Here is a 12,516-nt window from a genome sequence, read left to right as displayed (position 1 = left end):
GCCGCATTCTCGACCAACATCGAAGGGGCCCGCAGCGGCGGGCACAATCCGCGCCATGAAACAGTGGTTGCGTACGCAGGGTGGTTGGTGGCTGGCCTGGCTGGTCCTCACGGCCGTGGGTGCGGTGTGGCTGGCGCGCGCCCAACTGGCGCAGATGCATCAGGACTTCGAGACCGACGTGCGCATTGCCCACCGGCTCATGAGCCAGCAGGTGGTTCAGTACGACGCCGTGCTGGCCACGCTCGCATTGCTGGAGCCCAGCACCGAGGCGGATCACCCCGAGCAGCGCCTGCCGTCTGTGTACTCGTCGATCCTGCGTGTGCAGCGGCGAGATCGCGACGAGCCCTGGCCCGACGCAAAACAGGCGAGCGCATTGGCCGCAGCCGAGGCGCGTTCGCGCAGCCAGCACCGCGCTGAGCTGGCCACGCTCGACCTGACGCACGGCCGCTACCAGCTCGTGATGGGTGCCATGCCCTTCAGCTATGCGCTTGAAATCGATCTGGCCGGCTCGGTGCCGTGGCGCGACTGGCCGATGAGTCCGCAGCAAAGTCCCGTGCGCTTGAGTCTGCAGCGCGATGGCCAGCAACTGGTGCTGCAACCGGGGCGGCCTTCGGCGAGCGGCTGGCGCTTCGACCTGACCAAGGCACTGGCGTCGCCGAGCCAGCCCTTCGACCTCGTGGCCGAACGCCATGTGGGTTGGGGCGAGTTGCCGTGGCGCAGCATCGGCGGCTGGGCCGTGGCGATGGCGTTGCTGCTGGCCGGCCTGTGGGCAGCCCAGCGTCAGCGCGTTGCGCGTCGCAGGGCTGAAGAACTGCTGCGGCTTGGACAGGTCGCGCGGCTCAACGCGCTGGGTGAACTGTCGGCGGGTCTGGCGCACGAACTGAACCAGCCGCTCACGGCCGTGCTGGCCAATGCGCAGGCCGCGCGTCGCTTGCTCGATGACGATCCGCCGGACCTTGCCACCGCCCGCGACGCGATGGGCCAGGCCGTCGAGCAGGCGCGCCGCGCGGCCGGCGTGGTGGGGCGCCTGCGCCGCGTGATCGAGCGGCCCGAGGCCGGTGGCGAAGTGAAGCCATTGGTGCTGCAGGAGGTGGTGCGCAGCGCGATGCACTTGCTGGCGCCGGAGTTTTCCCGGCACGCGATCACGGCCCAGTTCGATGCGACCGCACAGGCACCGGTGCGCGTGCAGGCCGAAGCGGTGGCGTTGGAGCAGATCGTGCACAACCTGCTGATGAATGCACTGCAGGCGCTTGACCTCGTGCCGGCGGCCGAGCGGCGTTTGGTGGTGTCCGTCGGCCGCAATGGGCAAGAGGGCGTGCTGACCGTGACCGACAACGGACGCGGCATTGCACCCGAGGCGCTGCCGCGCCTGTTCGAGCCTTTCTTCAGCACGCGCGAAGGTGGGCTAGGCCTTGGCCTGAGCCTCAGCGAGACGCTGGCCAGCGGCATGGGCGGCAGCCTGAGTGCGGCCAACGCCACGCCGCGCGGCGCACGCTTCACATTGTTGCTGCCGTTGGTGGCGCCAATATCTTCCCCGGAGCGCACACCGTGAGCACGCCCGGCACCAACCAGCCCCTGTCGCCGCTCATCCACCTGATCGACGACGACCAGGCGGTGCGCGAAAGCCTGTCACTGCTGATCGGCACGGTCGGCCTGCGGGTGCAGGACTGGGCCGATCCGCAGGCCTTCATCGACGGCTTCGACCGCGCGAGCGTGGGCGCCATCGTGCTCGATGTGCGCATGCCCGGCATCAGCGGGCTCACGGTGCTCGACCGGCTGATGGCACAGGGTGTCGACCAGCCAGTGATCATGCTGACCGGCCACGGCACCGTCGAGATGTGCCGCCGCGCCTTCAAGGCCGGCGCCGCCGAGTTCCTCGAAAAGCCGGTGGATGACGAGCAGTTGCTCGAAGCCCTGCAGCAGGCCGTGCGCCAGCACGTGCGCACGCGCGAACGCTCGCAGGCCGACAACGCCGCGCGCGAGCAGGTCGCGCAACTGTCGGAGCGCGAGCGCGAGGTGCTCGCCTTCATCGTGCAGGGCCTGACCAACAAGGAGATCGCGCGCACGCTCGCGCTGTCGCCGCGCACGGTCGAGACGCACCGCGCCAACCTGTTCGCCAAGCTCGATTGCGACTCGCTGGCCCAACTGATCCGGCGCTACGCGGTGCTGGTCGACAACAAGGCTTGAAAGGCGGGGCAGGGCGCGCTCCGTAGAACTACGGAGCGCCGCGCGTAGCCGTACGAATGGCCTTCGGGCGCGGCGTTTTCTACAGTGGCGCAGCGGTCGGCAAGCAGCCGGCGCACTCACCCTGCATCCACTGGAGAAACCAAACAATGCATTCGATCCTTCGCCTCGGCGGCCTTGCCGTTCTGCTCGCCGCATCCGCCGCTCAGGCCCAGTCGCCCGTACCGGCCGTTCGCACCGAAAAGAACATTTCGCTCGCACTGGCCAACCAGGTCGCGGCCGAAGCCGTGGCGGCCTGCGCAGCCAATGGCTACAACGTGGCGGCCACCGTGGTTGATCGCGCCGGCACCGTGCGTGCCGTGCAGCGCGCCGACAACGCAGGCCCGCACACGCTGGCATCGAGCGAGCGCAAGGCGTGGACTTCGGCCTCGGCCAAGAGCCCGACGCAAGCCATGATGGAAGGCGCGCAAAAGAACCCGGGCGCGGCGAACCTCGTGTACCTGCCGGGCTTCCTGCTGCTGGGCGGCGGCGTGCCGATCAAGTCGGGCAACGAAGTGATCGGTGCCGTGGGCGTGGGCGGCGCACCAGGCGGCAACCTTGATGAGCAGTGCGCCAACGCGGCCATCGACAAGATCAAGGGCCAGCTCTGATGACGGCGCGCGGTGCCTGGACGGCGGTGTTGGCTGTGGCGCTCGGGCTGGGCGCATCGGCCGGCGTGTCCGCGCAGGTGCCGCCGCTGGCGACCGAGGTGCTGGCCTATGAAGGGCTGCACCGGGCGGCCTGGCATGGCGACCTGCCGAAGCTGAGGAGCCTGATTGCCTCGGGCGCCAGCCTCGATGCGCGCGACCCGCGCGGGCGCACGCCCTTGCATGTCGCCACCCATGCGCGGCAACGCGACGCGGTGAAGCTGCTGGCCAAGGCCGGCGCCAACCTCGATCTGCTCGAAGACGATCGCTACGACGCCGTGACCATCGCGGCGGTGGCCGACGATGTGGCCTCGCTCACGCTGCTCCTGTCGCTCGGCGCCAATGCCGGGCAGACCACGAGCCGCTACGACGGCACGGCGCTGATCGCCGCCGCGCATCTGGGCCACGACGAGGTGGTGCGCCGCCTGATCGCGGACGGCGCGCCGCTCGACCATGTGAACAACCTGCACTGGACCGCGACCATCGAGTCCATCGTGCTCGGCGACGGCGGATCGCGCCACCAGCGCACGCTGGCCGCGCTGATCGACGCCGGTGCCAGCCTGAAGCTGGCCGACCGGCAAGGCAACACACCGCTGCAACTGGCCAGGGCCCGTGGCTACACGGTGATGGTGAAGCAACTGGAGGCCGTGCACGCAAAGTAGCGCGGCTCGGGGACAATCAGGCCTCGCCACGAGGAACCCGCCCCATGTACATGCCTCCGCAGTTCAATGCCAAGGACCCGGCCATCGCGCTGGAACTGATGCGCTCGCACCCCTTCGCGAGCCTGATCTCGAACGACGACGACGGGCTGCCGTTCGTCTCTCACCTGCCTTTGGTGGCCGAGCGACGAGAGGGCGACGAGCTGGTGTTGTGGGGCCATTGCGCCAAGCCCAACCCGCACTGGCGCTATCTGCAGGCACGGCCGAGCGCGGTCGTCACTTTCCTCGGGCCGCATTCATACCTTTCGCCCTCGGTCTATCCCGATCTGGCGCGCGTGCCGACGTGGAACTACCTGGCGGTCCATTGCACCGTCGAGGCCCGGCTGATCGAAGAGCCGGCCGCCAAGGATGTCCTGCTCAAGAAGCTCATCGGCGATCACGAGCCCGGTTACGCGCAGCAATGGCGCGACCTGGGCGAAGAGTTCCAGCTCAAGATGCTGGCCGGCATCGTCGGCTTCGAGCTGCGTGTCACGGCGCTGCAATGCAAGGTCAAGCTCAACCAGCACCGTCGCGAATCGCATGCCGCGATGCACGCCGCCTACAGCGCGGGCACGCCGGATGAGCAAGCGCTGGCCGTGTGGATGGACCGCCTCGGCATGAACGTCGAAGCGCCCGTGGCGCAGGGACGCTGAAATGCGCGTGCTCGGATTGATCGGTTTGGTGCTGGCGTTGTTGATCGTCGGATTGATCGCGAAGAAGCAGATGGGGAGCGGTGTTGCTACGGCTTTGCCGGCCGTGCCCGGCGTGGCCGCGCCAGCGGCCGGCGAGCCACCCACCACGGTGCGCGATCAGGCGCAGCAGGTTCAACAGCAGGTCAAGGACGCGCTCGAAGCGGCCGCCCAGGCGCGCAAGATGCCGGATGACAACTGAGCCCGCATTGCCTTCGCAGATGAACGACGACGCGCGCTGGATGACGCTGGCGCTGGCCGAGGCCCGCCTCGCTGCTGAAGCGGGCGAGGTGCCGGTCGGCGCGGTGCTGGTCAAGGACGGCCAGGTCATTGCCACCGGCCGCAACACGCCCGTGGCGAATCACGACCCGAGCGCGCATGCAGAGATCAACGCGCTGCGCGCTGGTGCCACCGTGCTCGGCAACTACCGGCTGGACGGCTGCGAGTTGTTCGTCACGCTGGAGCCTTGTGCGATGTGCGCGGGCGCCATGCTGCATTCGCGGCTGGCGCGCGTGGTGTTCGGCGCGACGGACCCGAAGACCGGCGCGGCCGGCTCCGTGCTCGACCTCTTTGCCGAGCCGCGCCTGAACCACCGCACGCAGGTGCAGGGCGGCGTGCTGGCGCAGGAATGCGCGGCAGTGCTGCAAGCCTTCTTCCAGCAGCGCCGCAGCGTCGCGCGCGAACAGGCCGAGCCCTTGCGCGACGATGCGTTGCGTACGCCAGCGGAGCGCTTTGCCGCGCTGGGCGACTGCGCCTTCGCCGCGCATCACGTGCAGGACCTGCCGAGCCTGCAAGGCTGGCGCATGCATTACATGGACGAAAGCGGTGAGGGCGATCCACTTGCTGGCTGCCTGTGCCTGCATGGCCCCGGTGAGTGGGGCTACTTCTTCCGGCACTTTGTCGGCGCGCCCGGCCTGCGCACGCTCGTGCCCGACTTGATCGGATTCGGCAAGAGCGACAAGCCCAAGCGCGAGACGACGCACACGCTCGAATGGCATCGCGACGTGCTGCTCGAATGGCTCGACCGTTTGCAGCTGGCGCCAGTGGTGCTGGTGCACAGCGCATCCGCCGCCAGCCTGGCCGCGCTGCTGCAGGCTGTGTCGGGCGACCGTTTCGTGGCGACGCTCGTGGCGCCGGAAGGCGGCGAGCGCATCAAGGACGCATGGCGCGCGCCTTTTCCCGATCGAGGCTACGAAGCCGCATTGCGCGCGCTCGGCCCCATCGCTTCTTCTTCGGGACCGACACCCGCGCAGGCCAGGGCGCTCGCCCTGCAAGCGCGCAACGCAATGGGATACTCGACCTCGTGACCAAACACATCTACATCTACTCCCCCTCCAGCGCGATCCGTGACAAGGCTGCTTTTCGGCGCGGCGTGAAGCGACTCACGGCGCTGGGCCATGAAGTCGAAGTCGACGACGCAGCCCTGTCGGTGCACCAGCGCTTTGCGGGTGACGACGCCACGAGGCTCGCCGCCATTTCGCGCGCGGCCGCCAGCGGTGCCGACATCGCGCTCATCGCGCGCGGTGGCTACGGGCTCACGCGCATCCTCGACGCGATTCCGTACAAGACCGTGGCCAAGGCGATCCACAAGGGCACCCAATTTGTTGGCTGCAGCGACTTCACTGCGCTGCAGAGCGCGCTGCTTGCCAAGACCGGCGCGGTCACCTGGTCGGGCCCCGCGGTCGGCGAAGACTTCGGCGCTGAGGACGGTCCCGACGACATCATGGAAGCCTGCTTCGACGACTTGCTGAGCGGGCAGGGTGAAGGCACTGGCTGGCGCATGCCGGCACGCGATGCCGAGCTGAAGTTCAAGCCGGTGCAAGACGCCGTGCTGTGGGGCGGCAACCTGTGCGTGCTGACCAGCCTGCTTGGCACGCCGTACTTTCCGGCGGTCGACAAGGGCGTGCTGTTCATCGAGGACACCAACGAGCATCCGTATCGCATCGAACGCATGCTCGATCAATTGAAGCTGGCCGGCGTGCTCGCGCGCCAGCGCGCCATCGTGTTCGGTCAATTCACCGGCATCCGCAAGGTGGCGGGCTACGACCGGGGATTCGGGTTGAACACGGTCATCGACCGCCTGCGTGCCACGCTCAAGGTGCCGGTGCTGGCAGGCCTGCCGTTCGGGCATGTGCCGACAAAGGTGTTGCTTCCCGTGGGCGCGAAGGTGTCGATGGCGGCCGAAGGGCGCGACGTGTTCCTGGTGTGGGGTCATCAGCATGACCATTCACACGAGCACCACCATCACCACCACGACCATCACGCCCATTGAACAGGGCGCGGGTCGCGCGGCGGCCTCAGCCGTTGTTGGTGAAGCGCTGGTGAGCGCGCGGGCCCATCGAGCCGGGCAGTCCGCCCTTGAACATGCTGTTGATGGCTTTCATCTGGCGGCGCGCGGCGGATTCGCCGTCGATGTCGCTGAGCGCGACCATCACGTCCTGCCGCAGATACCAGAGGGCTTCCATGTCGGCCGCAAAGCGCACGCGCTGGCTGACACGCTGGATCGAATGACCGCCACGTCCCTGAAGGGCCGACAGCATGGCTGTGCGGATGCGCCCCAGTTGGCTCTCTGCCACCTGGCGGGATCCGAAGCCGGGCACGTTCAGCAGACGAAGAATTCGGCGGAAAAGCATGGGACGAGAAGCGTATTGCGGGAAGCAAGGACGGTCGCTACCTTAAGCCGCAGTTCACGGTTACACAAGATCGCAAACAGTGTTTCTTGTTTGTAAAACAACACGCTTTACTTGTCGTTTTCACTGTCATTTTCAATTTGTTTTCCAAAGTACTACATATGGTCAATGTCCCCGGGACATCCGCCTCGCGGTTACGAGCGCATACATATGGTCAACAAAGAGGTCAGGCAGATCGTTCCTTGTATGTCTGGTCGCACGTCAAGGAAACTGCTTGCAAGTGAATGCGGGGTGCCTTGACCATAATCAACCAGAGATCGCAATAGAGAATCACAACAGTATGGGTGTCAATTCCACAGTCGTATTCGCGGACTTGACGGGGAGTACCAGGGTCTTCGAGGCCATGGGGAATGCACGGGCTACCGAAACCGTCACGCGACTTACTCAATGGATCGGTGGCGTCTGCCAGGCGCACGGTGGCCGGGTGGTCAAGTCGCTGGGAGACGGTGTGTTCGCAATCTTTTCCAGCGGAGCCGCAGCCACGCATGCAGTCATCGAATTGCAGCGCTACCACCAGAAGCGCTTGCTGGTCTGGCCGGCGCCATTGCGCATGGCGCTGCAGATCGGCGTGGCAAGTGGCGATGTGGTGGAAGTGGAGGGCGATTGCTACGGCGACGCCGTCAACCTGGCCTCGCGCCTGAGCGACTTGGCAGGGCCCGGCCAGATCTGGGTGACCGACGCCGTGATCTCGCAGTTGCGCGAAGGCGGCGTGCAGCATCGCGACCTGGGCCTCATCAACATCCGGGGCCGCAGCGAAATGTCGGTGGTGCACCGCATCGACTGGCAGGAAGACGTGACCTCCTTTCTTACCGTGCCGGCCGCGCTGGCGCCGTTGCGGGTGCCGGACTCTTCGTTCGGCCAGATCGAACTCGCATGGCTCGACGTTCGCTCGATGTTCAGTACCGAGCAGTTACCGATTCACCTCGGGCGCGTCGACGACGCGCAGTTCGTGGTCAACGACCCGCGTGTCTCGCGGCTGCACGCGCGCATCGAGGTCCGGCAGGGCAGTTGCGTGCTGATCGACGTCAGCACCTACGGCACCTGGGTCCGCTTCCACGGCAACGGCGGGCCGAGCACGGAGATCGCCTTGCGGCGCGAAGAGTGCGTGCTGCATGGCCGCGGTGAGATCGGCCTTGGCGCGCCGCTGAGCGACTTCAGCGCACCGACCATCTCTTTCAGCACCACCGGCGGTGATGTGATGCTGTCGCGCCGCGAGATCGCGCGTTGAGCCTTTCGCGGCGCGTGCTGCCGGTGACGTTTGGCAACCACCCGACAGCACCGCGGGTGCACCGCATGCATGCATCGGGCGTTGCGTATCCACATGGGCGCTGTCCGCCCTTGGCCCTGGAGCCAATGTGAACTTCAAAAATCATTCTTCTGTTTTCAAATGGGTTGCCATCGGCGCGATTGCAGCGGGCGCCTTGCTGGCCGTGGGATCGGCCAGCGCGCGCGGAAGCTGGTCGGTGGAAATCGGCACGCCCGGCCTGGCCATCGGCGCCTACCCGGCGCCGTACTACGCGCCGCCGCCGGTTTATTCGTACCCGGCTCCGATCTATTACGAACCCCCTCCGCCGGTCTACTACCGGCCGCCACCGCCGGTGTACTACCGCCCGGCACCCATCTACAGCCCACCGCCAGGACGCATCTATTACGGCCCCGGCTATCCGTACCGTCCGCCGAACGACGACTGGTACGACGAACGCGACTGAACCTCTCCGCAGGCAGTGCGCTGCTGAAGGCTTGCTGAACCGCGCCAGTTTTCTGGCATGCCATTTTTGTTTCTGGAAGTGACCAAAAGGTCACAATAAGTCACATTTGTGGATTGACTCGCCTTGTTTTCAAGCCACCCACCACGCGATTTCCGCAGGGCATGCCACTTGCCTTGAACAGCTCGACCGGCGTTGGAGCGCCGCAGGAGCGAGGAACATGGTGGAACAGATCGAAGCCGGCTGCGCATGTGTGGCCGACGAAGCCGCGCAGGATGCGCCGCGGCCCTTGAACGCCGCCACGCTGGCGCGCTGGTTGGGCGTGCCCGATGCGCAACTCAACAGCATCCTGCCGAACCTGAAGAACTTCAGCATGACGGCGCCCAGCGGCATCGCCTGTCCGCGCGACATCGGGTTCATGGCATGACATCGATGAGCATCGGCGGCCTGAATGGCATGGAGGGCGGCGCCATCGTCAACTTCGGGGCGGAGCCCGTGGCGCCGCACAGCCTGCCGCGCAGCAGCAGCCCGATGGTGCATGCACTGCGCCCCTTCGGCAACGTGGAGGCCGCCATCGCGGCGATCGAGGCGCTGGACCGCGACCTCCGGAAGTTCGAGATCGCGGTGGCCGACAACCTGCAGGACTACCTTGGCCTGCAGATGGCGCTGATCACCGACAGCGCGCTGGCGCGCGGCTGGGAACCCATCAGCTTCATGCAGAAGGACGGCTTTCGCCTCTACCGCTACAAGGCGATGCGTTAGCCGGCGAGCGTCACGCAGGCTCCGGCCACTGTGCCTGCGCCGGCCGCACCGATTCGTAGAACGAAGCCATCTGCAGCACACCCAGGTCGTCGAACCGGCGACCTGCAATCTGCAGGCCGATGGGCAGGCCACTCTTTGAGTAGCCGCAGTTGATCGACGCCGCGGGCTGCTCCGACTGGTTGAACACCGAGGTGAAGTGCGAGTCCTTCAGCGGGTTCTCGGGGCCGCTGTTGATGGCTTCCGCCGCGAACGGCAGCACCGGCGACACGGGCGACAGCACGTAGTCGTAGGGCTGCGTGGCGGCCACGGTCGCCGCGCGCAGCGCCTGCATGCGCGTGAAGGCACGGAAGGTTTCTTCGGGCGTGAGCGAACCCGCGAACTCGCCTGCGGCATGGATGTAGTCGGCCGCCAGCTTGGCGCGCTCGATCGGCATGGCCGCCAGGTCGACGCGGCAACGCATGGTGAAGAAATGCGCCATGCCCATGCGCATGTCCAGCGTGGTCCAGTCGGGCAGCGGCTCCACGATGGCGCCGGCCTGCTCGAAGACGCGTGCCGCAGCCAGCACGGCTTCTTTCACTTCGGGATCGATCGGCCAGCCGCCCGTGGTGTCGGTCCACAGGCCGATGCGCAGGCCGCGCACGTCGCGGCTCAGGCTTTCCCATGCAATGTCTTGTGCCGGCAGGCTCATGTAGTCGCGCGGATCGGGGCGTGACACGACTTTCATCAGCAGCGCGGCGTCGGCGACCGTGCGCGTCATGGGGCCGATCACGCGGGCTGCCGCCGGTGGATCGACCGGAATGCGCCCCTGGCTGGGCTTGAGCCCGAACACGCCGCAGAAGTTGGCGGGAATGCGCACCGAACCGCCGATGTCGGTGCCCAGGTGCAAGGGGCCGTAGCCCGCAGCGGCAGCAGCGCCGGCACCGGAGCTGGAGCCGCCCGTGTTCTTGCTCAGGTCCCAGGGGTTGCGCGTGAGCGCATGAAAGCTCGATGGCGCCGCGCCCAGAAAACCGAAGTCCGGCATCGTGGTCTTGGTGACGATGACCACGCCCGCTTCGCGCAGGCGCGCGGCAGCAGGTGCGTCCGCCGCGGCAGGCGACAGCACCGTGGCGGCGCTGCCGATCGGAGACGGCGTGCCGCGCGTGGCGATGTTTTCCTTGAGCGTGACCGGCACGCCGTCGAGGTCGCCTTGCGGCGCGCCTTGGGCCCATCGTGCCTCGGAGGCCTTGGCCGAGGCCAAGGCGGCTTCGGCATCCAGCCCGTAGGTGGCGTGGATGCTCGGCTCCCAACGCTCGATGCGTGCCAGCACAGCTTTCGTCACGTCGACGGGAGAGAGCGTGCGGGCGCGATAGTGCGCCAGCAGTTGAACGGCGCTGAGTGCGTACAGGGGTGTTTCCATGGTGTGTTGCTCTTGGGGGTCGAAGATGTTGATCGGGGCAGGGGACTGGTGCGCGCGCATCAGCCCTGACCGAATGCGTAGCCCTGACCAGGGGCTGCTGCCAACAGGGAACGGGTGTAGGCCTCTTGCGGCGACAGCAGCACGTCGTGCGCCGTGCCTTGCTCGACGATGCGGCCCTTGTGCATGACGATCAGCCGGTCGCAGATCTGGCTGGCCACGCGCAGGTCGTGCGTGATGAAGAGGATGCCGATGGACAGGCGCTGCTGGATCTCCGCGAGCAGCTTGAGGATCTGGTCCTGCACCGAGACGTCGAGCGCCGAAACGGCCTCGTCGGCAATCAGCACCTGGGGCTCGCAGGCCAGCGCGCGCGCAATGCACAGGCGCTGCCGCTGGCCGCCGGAGAACTCGCTCGGATAGCGGTGCAGCACCTCGGGTTTCAGCCGCACGAGGTCCATCAGTTCTTCGGCGCGCTTCCAGGCCTTCTCTGGAGAAAGACCGAAGTTCACCGGCCCTTCGATGATCGACTGCCCGACGGTGCGGCGCGGATTCAGCGAGCGGTTCGGGTCCTGGAACACCACCTGGACCATGCGCCGGAAGGCCGAGAGCCGTGCGCGCGGCGCGTGCTGGGCCTCGATGTGAGGCACCCACACATCGCCACTGGTCGGCTCGATCAACCGTGCAATGCAGCGCGCGACGGTGGACTTGCCCGAACCGGACTCACCCACGATGCCCACGGTTTCGCCGGCATGGAGCTTGAGCGACACATCGGTCGCCGCATGCACCGTGCGGCGCTTGCCCGGCCACGAGCCGGAGCGATAGGTCTTGGTCACGCCGCGCGCGTCGAGCAGCGGCGCAGCGTTGGCGACGGGCGGGCGCGGTGCGGGCTCCAGGCGCGGCACGGCATCGAGCAGCATGCGCGTGTAGGGCTCCTTCGGCCGGCGCAGCACGTCGTCCTTCGGTCCGCTTTCGATCTGGCGGCCGAGCTGCAGCACCACGACATGGTCCGCGATGTCCGCGACCACGCCGAAGTCGTGCGTGATGAACAGCACCGCCGTTCCGTTCTCCTGCTGCATCTCGCGAATGAGCGAAAGGATCTCGGCCTGCGTGGTCACGTCCAGCGCGGTGGTCGGCTCGTCGCAGATCAACAGCGCGGGCCGCAGGATCAGCGCAATGGCAATCACGATGCGCTGCCGCTGCCCACCCGAGAGCTGGTGGGGGTAGGCGTCGTAGATGCGTTCGGGCTCGGGCAGCTTGACGCGCGCGAAGATGGCCAGCACCTTTTGCTTGCGCTCGGCGGCGTTGAGTTCGGTGTGCTCGGCCAGCATTTCGTCGACCTGCATGCCGCAGCGCATCACCGGGTTCAGGGCCGTCATGGGCTCCTGGAACACCATCGCCATGCGGGCGCCGCGCCACGCACGCAGGTGCGCAGCGTCGGCCGTGAGGATGTTCTCGCCCAGAACCTCGATGCTTCCGCCCGAGGGCACCAGCGAATCGGGCAGCAGCCCCATCACCGCCTGGGCGATCACTGATTTGCCGGAGCCCGACTCGCCCAGCAGGCAGACGACCTGACCGGGCATCACTTCAAAAGAAACGGCGTGAACGGCGTGCGGCCGGTCCGCGCCCTCGGGCAGGTCGATGCTCAGATTGCGCACCACGAGGCATGGCGATTCGACGGCGGGTGTGGCGGAAAGCGTGTGTGCCATGG

15 protein-coding genes are annotated in these 12,516 nt (G+C 67.1%); 12 read left to right on the top strand and 3 right to left on the bottom strand.

Annotated features, from left to right (window positions below; genetic code table 11):
- The first annotated feature begins 55 nt into the window (after nucleotides 1–55).
- The 8 genes from H7F35_RS31230 to H7F35_RS31195 all read left to right on the top strand — a co-directional run bounded on the left by H7F35_RS31230 (nucleotide 56) and on the right by H7F35_RS31195 (nucleotide 6,529).
- The gene (locus tag H7F35_RS31230; protein WP_187110367.1) at nucleotides 56–1,552 is read left to right on the top strand and encodes an ATP-binding protein; all 1,497 of its coding nucleotides are present in this window, start codon (nucleotides 56–58) and stop codon (nucleotides 1,550–1,552) included.
- Nucleotides 1,549–2,187 carry a response regulator transcription factor gene (locus H7F35_RS31225; RefSeq protein ID WP_187110366.1) on the top strand — a complete coding sequence of 213 codons (639 nt, stop codon included), beginning with the start codon at nucleotides 1,549–1,551 and terminating at the stop codon, nucleotides 2,185–2,187. The genes H7F35_RS31230 and H7F35_RS31225 overlap by 4 nt, the downstream gene beginning before the upstream one ends.
- Nucleotides 2,188–2,333: 146 nt before the next feature.
- On the top strand, nucleotides 2,334–2,834 hold the full coding sequence (locus H7F35_RS31220) for a GlcG/HbpS family heme-binding protein (protein WP_187110365.1): 501 nt from the start codon (nucleotides 2,334–2,336) through the stop codon (nucleotides 2,832–2,834).
- Nucleotides 2,834–3,532 carry an ankyrin repeat domain-containing protein gene (locus H7F35_RS31215; protein WP_187110364.1) on the top strand — a complete coding sequence of 233 codons (699 nt, stop codon included), beginning with the start codon at nucleotides 2,834–2,836 and terminating at the stop codon, nucleotides 3,530–3,532. Before H7F35_RS31220 ends, H7F35_RS31215 begins: the two co-directional genes overlap by 1 nt.
- Nucleotides 3,533–3,576: 44 nt before the next feature.
- Nucleotides 3,577–4,221 (top strand): FMN-binding negative transcriptional regulator, encoded by a 645-nt coding sequence (locus H7F35_RS31210; RefSeq protein WP_187110363.1) that lies wholly within the window; start codon nucleotides 3,577–3,579, stop codon nucleotides 4,219–4,221.
- 1 nt (nucleotide 4,222) lies between these two features.
- Entirely contained in the window at nucleotides 4,223–4,459 is a 237-nt protein-coding gene (locus H7F35_RS31205; protein WP_187110362.1) for a hypothetical protein, read from the top strand.
- Nucleotides 4,449–5,564: a tRNA adenosine(34) deaminase TadA gene (gene tadA, locus H7F35_RS31200; protein ID WP_187110361.1), complete on the top strand. Its 1,116-nt coding sequence runs from the start codon at nucleotides 4,449–4,451 to the stop codon at nucleotides 5,562–5,564. The genes H7F35_RS31205 and tadA overlap by 11 nt, the downstream gene beginning before the upstream one ends.
- Nucleotides 5,561–6,529 carry an LD-carboxypeptidase gene (locus H7F35_RS31195; protein ID WP_187110360.1) on the top strand — a complete coding sequence of 323 codons (969 nt, stop codon included), beginning with the start codon at nucleotides 5,561–5,563 and terminating at the stop codon, nucleotides 6,527–6,529. Before tadA ends, H7F35_RS31195 begins: the two co-directional genes overlap by 4 nt.
- Before the next feature lie 25 nt (nucleotides 6,530–6,554).
- On the opposite strand, the gene H7F35_RS31190 is transcribed toward H7F35_RS31195, so the two are convergent.
- Nucleotides 6,555–6,833, bottom strand: coding sequence for a hypothetical protein (locus H7F35_RS31190; protein ID WP_261803430.1), 279 nt, complete (start codon nucleotides 6,831–6,833; stop codon nucleotides 6,555–6,557).
- A 394-nt stretch (nucleotides 6,834–7,227) separates the two neighbouring features.
- On the opposite strand from H7F35_RS31190, the gene H7F35_RS31185 reads away from it, so the two are divergent.
- The 4 genes from H7F35_RS31185 (at nucleotide 7,228) to H7F35_RS31170 (ending at nucleotide 9,415) form a co-directional block, all read left to right on the top strand.
- Nucleotides 7,228–8,175 carry an adenylate/guanylate cyclase domain-containing protein gene (locus tag H7F35_RS31185; protein ID WP_187110358.1) on the top strand — a complete coding sequence of 316 codons (948 nt, stop codon included), beginning with the start codon at nucleotides 7,228–7,230 and terminating at the stop codon, nucleotides 8,173–8,175.
- A gap of 127 nt (nucleotides 8,176–8,302) precedes the next feature.
- A complete protein-coding gene (locus H7F35_RS31180) occupies nucleotides 8,303–8,656 on the top strand; it encodes a hypothetical protein (RefSeq protein WP_187110357.1) in 354 nt (117 codons plus the stop codon).
- 217 nt (nucleotides 8,657–8,873) lie between these two features.
- Complete coding sequence (locus H7F35_RS31175; protein ID WP_187114522.1) at nucleotides 8,874–9,080, top strand: hypothetical protein; 207 nt, start codon at nucleotides 8,874–8,876, stop codon at nucleotides 9,078–9,080.
- Nucleotides 9,077–9,415: a hypothetical protein gene (locus H7F35_RS31170; protein WP_187110356.1), complete on the top strand. Its 339-nt coding sequence runs from the start codon at nucleotides 9,077–9,079 to the stop codon at nucleotides 9,413–9,415. The genes H7F35_RS31175 and H7F35_RS31170 overlap by 4 nt, the downstream gene beginning before the upstream one ends.
- Nucleotides 9,416–9,425: 10 nt before the next feature.
- On the opposite strand, the gene H7F35_RS31165 is transcribed toward H7F35_RS31170, so the two are convergent.
- On the bottom strand, nucleotides 9,426–10,811 hold the full coding sequence (locus H7F35_RS31165; protein WP_187110355.1) for an amidase: 1,386 nt from the start codon (nucleotides 10,809–10,811) through the stop codon (nucleotides 9,426–9,428).
- Nucleotides 10,812–10,870: 59 nt separating this feature from the next.
- Nucleotides 10,871–12,514, bottom strand: coding sequence for a dipeptide ABC transporter ATP-binding protein (locus H7F35_RS31160; RefSeq protein WP_187110354.1), 1,644 nt, complete (start codon nucleotides 12,512–12,514; stop codon nucleotides 10,871–10,873).
- Nucleotides 12,515–12,516 lie beyond the last annotated feature (2 nt).

The organism is Variovorax sp. PAMC26660 (assembly GCF_014302995.1).
GTDB lineage: Bacteria > Pseudomonadota > Gammaproteobacteria > Burkholderiales > Burkholderiaceae_C > Variovorax.
This window is presented reverse-complemented; position numbering and strand designations above follow the sequence as displayed.

Coding starts and splice junctions, on each gene's coding strand:
- H7F35_RS31170 (WP_187110356.1), top strand. CDS start 9,077: ATGACATCGATGAGCATCGGCGGCCTGAATGGCATGGAGGGCGGCGCC.
- H7F35_RS31175 (WP_187114522.1), top strand. CDS start 8,874: ATGGTGGAACAGATCGAAGCCGGCTGCGCATGTGTGGCCGACGAAGCC.
- H7F35_RS31160 (WP_187110354.1), bottom strand. CDS start 12,514: ATGGCACACACGCTTTCCGCCACACCCGCCGTCGAATCGCCATGCCTC.
- H7F35_RS31205 (WP_187110362.1), top strand. CDS start 4,223: ATGCGCGTGCTCGGATTGATCGGTTTGGTGCTGGCGTTGTTGATCGTC.
- H7F35_RS31185 (WP_187110358.1), top strand. CDS start 7,228: ATGGGTGTCAATTCCACAGTCGTATTCGCGGACTTGACGGGGAGTACC.
- H7F35_RS31220 (WP_187110365.1), top strand. CDS start 2,334: ATGCATTCGATCCTTCGCCTCGGCGGCCTTGCCGTTCTGCTCGCCGCA.
- H7F35_RS31165 (WP_187110355.1), bottom strand. CDS start 10,811: ATGGAAACACCCCTGTACGCACTCAGCGCCGTTCAACTGCTGGCGCAC.
- H7F35_RS31230 (WP_187110367.1), top strand. CDS start 56: ATGAAACAGTGGTTGCGTACGCAGGGTGGTTGGTGGCTGGCCTGGCTG.
- tadA (WP_187110361.1), top strand. CDS start 4,449: ATGACAACTGAGCCCGCATTGCCTTCGCAGATGAACGACGACGCGCGC.
- H7F35_RS31215 (WP_187110364.1), top strand. CDS start 2,834: ATGACGGCGCGCGGTGCCTGGACGGCGGTGTTGGCTGTGGCGCTCGGG.
- H7F35_RS31210 (WP_187110363.1), top strand. CDS start 3,577: ATGTACATGCCTCCGCAGTTCAATGCCAAGGACCCGGCCATCGCGCTG.